Here is a 6,028-nt window from a genome sequence, read left to right as displayed (position 1 = left end):
GCGTCTCGGCGCGGGCGCGGGTCACGTTCTCGAAGACGGACTTCTCGTGGGCCGCATACCCCTTCACGGCGTCGATGAGGTTGGGGATGAGGTCGGCACGGCGCTTCAGCTGCACCGTGATGTCGCTGACGTCGGCGATGCGGCGGATCCAGCCGCGCTCGTCGAGGGTGTGCACGAGCTTCGTCATGGTGGGCTGCGACACACGGCTGACTCGGGCGAGTTCGCCCAGGCGCATCGGCCCGAGGTCGCGGAGCACGCTGAGCGTGCGCCAGACGGCCGGCGACTCGGTGCTGCCGGTGACGGATGCCGCGAGCCTCGTGATGCGGTGGTTCACCGAGACGAGGTCGCCGAGGACGGTGGGGAGGTCTGATGGCGTGGTCACCGGACCATTTTACATAGCCAGCCTATCTGAATCCATTGGCGCGGTCGTGAGGTGAGAAAGCCCTTTCTTGGATATCCACGCCATTGGCGCACATCCGCCGCTTCTCCTCTTGCGAAGCCCGGCGAACATGGGATAGAAACGACTCCAGCACCTGAGATAGCGCTTTCTCAGCGGTGATCAACGAAGATGACTGGAGACCACGTGTTCGCCACGACACGACCACGCCGCCCCCGCCGGCGCGCCACTCGAACCAGAGGCCATCGATGAGCGCCCTCGGCGAGCTGCGGCGCATCAAGGGCACCTCCGCGCCGAAGTCGCGCAAGCAGAACACGGCCGCGTTCCTCTTCCTCCTGCCGTGGTTCATCGGGCTCGCGCTCATCACCGTCGGCCCGATGGCGGCGTCGTTCGCCCTCTCGTTCACCAGGTACAACCTGCTGAGCCCGCCCCGCTTCATCGGCATCGAGAACTACCTGCGGATGCTCCAGGACGAGCGGCTGCACACGGCCCTCGCCGTCACCTTCCAGTACGTGTTCATCTCGGTCCCGCTGCAGCTCGGGCTCGCACTCGCGCTCGCGATCCTGCTCGACCGCGGACTCCGCGGCCTCTCGCTGTATCGGTCGGCGTTCTACCTGCCGTCGCTGCTCGGTGCGAGCGTCGCGATCGCGATCCTGTGGCGCCAGCTCTTCGGCGTGGACGGTCTCGTCAACGTCGTGCTCGGCTGGTTCGGCATCGAGGGCCAGGGCTGGATCTCCAACCCGGAGACCGCCCTCGGCACGCTCATGATCCTCAACGTCTGGACGTTCGGCGCACCCATGGTGATCTTCCTCGCCGGGCTCCGGCAGATCCCCGTCATGTACTACGAGGCGGCATCCGTCGACGGCGCCAACCGCTGGCAGCAGTTCCGGCGCATCACGCTGCCGATGCTCACGCCGATCATCTTCTTCAACCTGATCCTGCAGCTCATCGGGGCGTTCCAGTCGTTCACCCAGGCGTTCGTCGTCTCGGGCGGAACGGGCGGCCCGGTCGACTCGACGCTCTTCTACACGCTGTACCTCTACCAGCAGGGCTTCGCGAACCTCAACATGGGGTACGCCTCGGCCATGGCCTGGCTGCTCCTGGTGATCGTCGCCGCGCTCACCGCCATCAACTTCTGGGCCTCGAAGTATTGGGTGTTCTACGATGACCAAGACTGACCCCTCGACCGACCTCTCGCCGCTGACCGAATCGGTCGTCACCGGGCTCCCGCCCGAGCGGGTGCGCGAACAGCGCCGCCGCCGGCACCCGTTCCGCAAGCCGCTGACGAGCATCCTGCGCCACGTGTTCCTCATCGCGGCGGCCGTGCTGATGCTCTACCCCGTGATCTGGATGGTCGTCAGCTCCTTCCGGCCGACCGACCTGATCTTCCGCGAGGCGGGCCTCGTCTTCGACAGCTTCGAGATCTCGAACTACGTCGACGGTTGGAACGCCCTGACGTACCCGTTCAACGTGTACCTGTTGAACTCGGGACTCGTGGTGATCGGCTCGATCATCGGCAACCTCGTCTCGTGCTCGCTCGCGGCCTACGCGTTCGCGCGGCTCGAGTTCACGGGCAAGAAGTTCTGGTTCGCGATCATGCTGCTGAGCATCATGCTCCCGATCCACGTGATCATCGTGCCGCAGTACGTCCTGTTCTCGCAGCTCGGCTGGGTCAACACCTTCCTGCCGCTCATCGTGCCGAAGCTGCTCGCGACCGATGCGTTCTTCATCTTCCTGATGGTGCAGTTCATCCGCGGCATCCCGCGCGAGCTCGACGAGGCCGCGCGCATCGACGGGGCGGGGCATCCGCGCATCTTCCTGCAGATCATCCTCCCGCTCATGGTGCCGGCGCTCGCGACCGTGACGATCTTCACCTTCATCTGGACGTGGAACGACTTCTTCAGTCAGCTCATCTTCCTGACCAAGCCCGGGTTGTACACCGTGCCGCTCGCCCTCAACGCGTTCCAGGACGCGCAGAGCTCGACCGACTTCGGCGAGTTGTTCGCGATGAGCGTCGTCTCGCTCATCCCCATCTTCCTGATCTTCCTCTTCGGCCAGCGATTCCTGATCAAGGGCATCGCGACGACGGGGATCAAGTGATCGGCGCGACCGATCCGATGCGGGCGCGCACGGTCGCGCGCCCACCCACGGCACCACCGGCTCCACCCACTCCCCTGCACCACACCACACCACGGAAGGACATCACCATGCGAGGCAACACACGACGCCGCATCGGCGTCGTCGCGGCCATGGGCGCAGCGACGATGCTCGCGCTCACGGCCTGCGCCGGCAACGCCGCCGCCCCCACCGACGAGGCGCCGCAGCTCGAGCTCTCCGACGAACCCGTGACGCTCTCGTTCACCTGGTGGGGCAACGACACCCGCCACGCGATCACGGAGGAGCTCATCGCCGCCTTCGAGGCGGAGCATCCGAACATCACCATCGAGCCGCAGTACACCGACTGGGCCGGCTACTGGGACAAGCTCTCCACCTCGGTGGCGGCCGGCGACATCCCCGACATCATCCAGATGGACGAGAAGCAGCTGTCGACCTACGCGGCCAACGGCGTGCTCATGGACCTCGGCGGCCTCTCCTCCGTGCTCTCCACCGAGGACTACCCCGAGGCCGTGCTCGGCACCGGCGCGCTCGACGGCACCCAGTACGGCGTGCCCGTCGGCATCAACTCGTACACGATCATCGCCAATCAGGACCTGCTCGACCAGTACGGCGTCGACCTGCCCGACGACGAGACGTGGACGTGGGACGACTTCATCGCCACAGCCCAGGAGGTCGCCGAGGCGAGCGGCGGGGCGGTCTCCGGCACCCAGTCGTGGGGCTTCGAGGACGGCGGCCTGAACAACTGGCTCCGCCAGCACGACAGCGCGCTCTACGACGCCGACGGCGAGATCGCCGCCAGCGAGGAGGACCTCGCCGGCTGGTGGGAGTTCCTCCTCGACGCGACGAAGGACGGCGCCACGCCCGACCCGGCCGCGACGATCGAGCGCGAGTCCGGCGGCCTCGCCGAGTCCTTCACCGCGACGAACCAGTCGGCGTTCGGCCCCTGGTGGTCGAACCAGGTGCAGGCCCTCCGCGACGCGAGCGGCCAGGACCTCGTGGCCCTGCGCGTGCCCACGAGCAAGGGCGCATCCGACGGCTGGGCCTACTACAAGCCGTCGATGTTCTGGTCGGCGTCGGCGAAGACCGAGCACCCGGCCGAGGTCGCCACGTTCCTCGACTTCCTCGCGAACAGCGAGGAGGCGGCCGACCTCCTGCTCGCCGAGCGCGGCGTGCCCGCCAACGAGAAGATCCGCGACTACATCACCCCGAAGCTCGACGAGGTCAACCAGACCGTGGTCGGCTTCCTCGACGACCTCGCACCGCAGGTCGGCGACGCACCGGCGGCCACGCCGCCCGGCGGCGGCGTGATCGAGGCGATCATCGACCAGCACACCCAGCAGGTGCTCTTCGGCGAGATGACCCCCGACGAGGCCGCGGCCAGCTTCCTCGAGCAGCTGCAGCAGGCGCTCGAGGACGCGGCCGTCTAGGCCCTGAGCCGACGGATCCTCCCGGACCGTCACCCCGAGCGGCTGCCGCGTCTGCCTGCGCGGCAGCCGCTCATCTCCCCGCCGACCCGCGTCGGCATCCCGTTCCCGCCCCACGCGGCGTAGCGTCATCCCCAGCCCCTTCCCGATGGAGGTCCCAGTGCCCAACCCGCCCCGGCAGGTCACGATCGCCCAGGTCGCCGAGTACGCCGGCGTCTCGCAGGCGTCGGTGTCACGGGTGCTGAACCGCAACCAGAAGGTCGATCCGGCGATCTCGGCCAAGGTGCGCGACGCGATCGAGAAGCTCAACTACTCGCCGAGCCAGATGGCGCGCAACCTCGTGCGCGGTCGCAGCAACACCGTCGCCCTCGTCGTGCCCGACCTCGAGAACCCCATGTTCCAGGGCGTGCTCAAGGGGCTCGCCCGCGAGGCGGCGCTCGACGGCTACCGGGTGCTCGTCGCCGACACCGCGGAGCGAGTGGCCGACGAGGAGGACATCGCCGTCGAGGCCCGCTCCAGGTGCGACGCGCTCGTGCTCGTCTCCCCCCGCATGCCGGCCGAGCGGCTCGAGGCACTGCTCGCGCGGTCGGGCCCCATCGTCGTCGTGAACCGTCCCGTCGCGAGCGACCCGGCGGCCGAGTTGTCAGTCGACTACGAGCACGCCACCCGCACCCTCGGCGAGCACCTCGTCGCCCTCGGCCACACGCGCATCGCCTACCTCGCCGGCCCCCCGCAGGCCTACGCCGACGGGCTCCGCCGGCACGGGCTCGCCGAGCTCGTCGCCCGCCGCGAGGGCACCGAGGTGCTCGACCTCGCGGGCGGCTCGCAGGTCGAGGACGGCTACCGCGCCGCGGAGGACGTGCTCTCGTCGGGCGCGACCGCCGTCATCGCCTTCAACGACCTCGTCGCCCTCGGCCTGCTCGCCCGCCTCCGCGAGCTCGGGGTCGACGTGCCCGGCGAGATCTCGGTGGCCGGCATCGACGACATCCCGCTCGCCCGGTTCTCCGCTCCCGCCCTCACCACCATGTCGGTGCCGCGCCTCGAGCTCGGTGCCCAGTCCTGGCGGCGCCTGCGCGATGCCATGGCCGGTTCGCCGGCGTCGCATCCGCTCTCCTACCGGGCGATCCTCGAAGCGCGCGGGAGCACGGGACCCGCGCCCGAGGCGTCGGGCTGGCTGTCGCCCGGCCGTCCGGTGCTCCGCATCGGCGACCGGGTGGTGGCCCGCTACGAGGAGGGGACGAGCATCGACTCGGTGCTCTCTCCGCGGCCCTACCTCCACCCGGTCGAGACGCTCGGGGGCGTGCGCGTCACCGACAGCCACCCCACCGACCACCTGCACCACTTCGGCATCGGCGTGGCCCTGCCCGACGTCAACGGCACCTCCTACTGGGGCGGCCGCACCTACGTGCAGGACGTCGGCTCGATCATGCTCGAGAACCAGGGCTCGCAGCGGCGCGATGCACTCACGGTCGACGACGACGTGCTCGTCGAGCGGCTCACCTGGATCGACGAGCGCGAGGTGGCGCAGCTCAGCGAGGTGCGCGTGCTCACCGGGCGCCCGGCGCGCGTCGGCGAGCGCGACGCGTGGACGCTCGGCTGGCGCAGCACCCTCGCCGCGAACTTCGGCGCGCTGACCCTGGGCTCCCCCGCGACCAACGGTCGCGAGGGCGCCGGCTACGGGGGCCTGTTCTGGCGCTTCCCGCGGTGGGACGCCACGGTGATCACCCGCGAGGGCGAGGGCGAATCGGTCGCGCACGGCTCGACGTCGCCGTGGCTCGCGGTCGTCGACGCCCGGCGCCGCGTGACGGTGCTGCTGGCGCAGCCCGAGGGCCCGCCCGCACTGCCGTGGTTCGCCCGGGTCGACGAGTACCTGGGCATCGGCCCGGCGGTGGCGTGGGACGAGATCGTGACGGTGCCCGAGGGCGGCCGGCTCGAGCTCGGCATCGACGCGCTGCTCATCGATCGCGCGATCACGGATGCCGCAGAGCTCGAGCAGCTGGCGTCGACGCTCGGCGCCGCGGTGAACACGCCCGTCGCCGGCCTCGAGACCGGACTCGTCGCGAACCCCGACCGGCGCGCATGACCTCGC

5 protein-coding genes are annotated in these 6,028 nt (G+C 69.6%); 4 read left to right on the top strand and 1 reads right to left on the bottom strand.

Annotated elements, in window-relative coordinates:
* Window positions 1–382, bottom strand: a 382-nt coding sequence (locus GH736_RS15415; protein ID WP_203230798.1) for a LemA family protein, incomplete at its 3' end; no start/stop codon positions are given.
* Window positions 383–645: 263 nt separating this feature from the next.
* Between GH736_RS15415 and GH736_RS15410 the strand changes: the two genes are divergently transcribed.
* The 4 genes from GH736_RS15410 to GH736_RS15395 all read left to right on the top strand — a co-directional run bounded on the left by GH736_RS15410 (window position 646) and on the right by GH736_RS15395 (window position 6,022).
* On the top strand, window positions 646–1,575 hold the full coding sequence (locus GH736_RS15410; RefSeq protein WP_159604896.1) for a carbohydrate ABC transporter permease: 930 nt from the start codon (window positions 646–648) through the stop codon (window positions 1,573–1,575).
* A gap of 151 nt (window positions 1,576–1,726) precedes the next feature.
* Window positions 1,727–2,497: a carbohydrate ABC transporter permease gene (locus GH736_RS15405; RefSeq protein WP_407922355.1), complete on the top strand. Its 771-nt coding sequence runs from the start codon at window positions 1,727–1,729 to the stop codon at window positions 2,495–2,497.
* A gap of 107 nt (window positions 2,498–2,604) precedes the next feature.
* Entirely contained in the window at window positions 2,605–3,942 is a 1,338-nt protein-coding gene (locus tag GH736_RS15400; protein ID WP_159604893.1) for an ABC transporter substrate-binding protein, read from the top strand.
* Window positions 3,943–4,099: 157 nt separating this feature from the next.
* Window positions 4,100–6,022 carry a DUF6807 family protein gene (locus GH736_RS15395; protein ID WP_235934302.1) on the top strand — a complete coding sequence of 641 codons (1,923 nt, stop codon included), beginning with the start codon at window positions 4,100–4,102 and terminating at the stop codon, window positions 6,020–6,022.
* Window positions 6,023–6,028: the final 6 nt, after the last annotated feature.

The organism is Agromyces humi, assembly GCF_009720255.1.
Taxonomy (GTDB): Bacteria; Actinomycetota; Actinomycetes; order Actinomycetales; family Microbacteriaceae; genus Agromyces; species Agromyces humi.
Note: the sequence above shows the minus strand (reverse complement) of the source record. Positions and strands in the feature narration are given on the sequence as shown.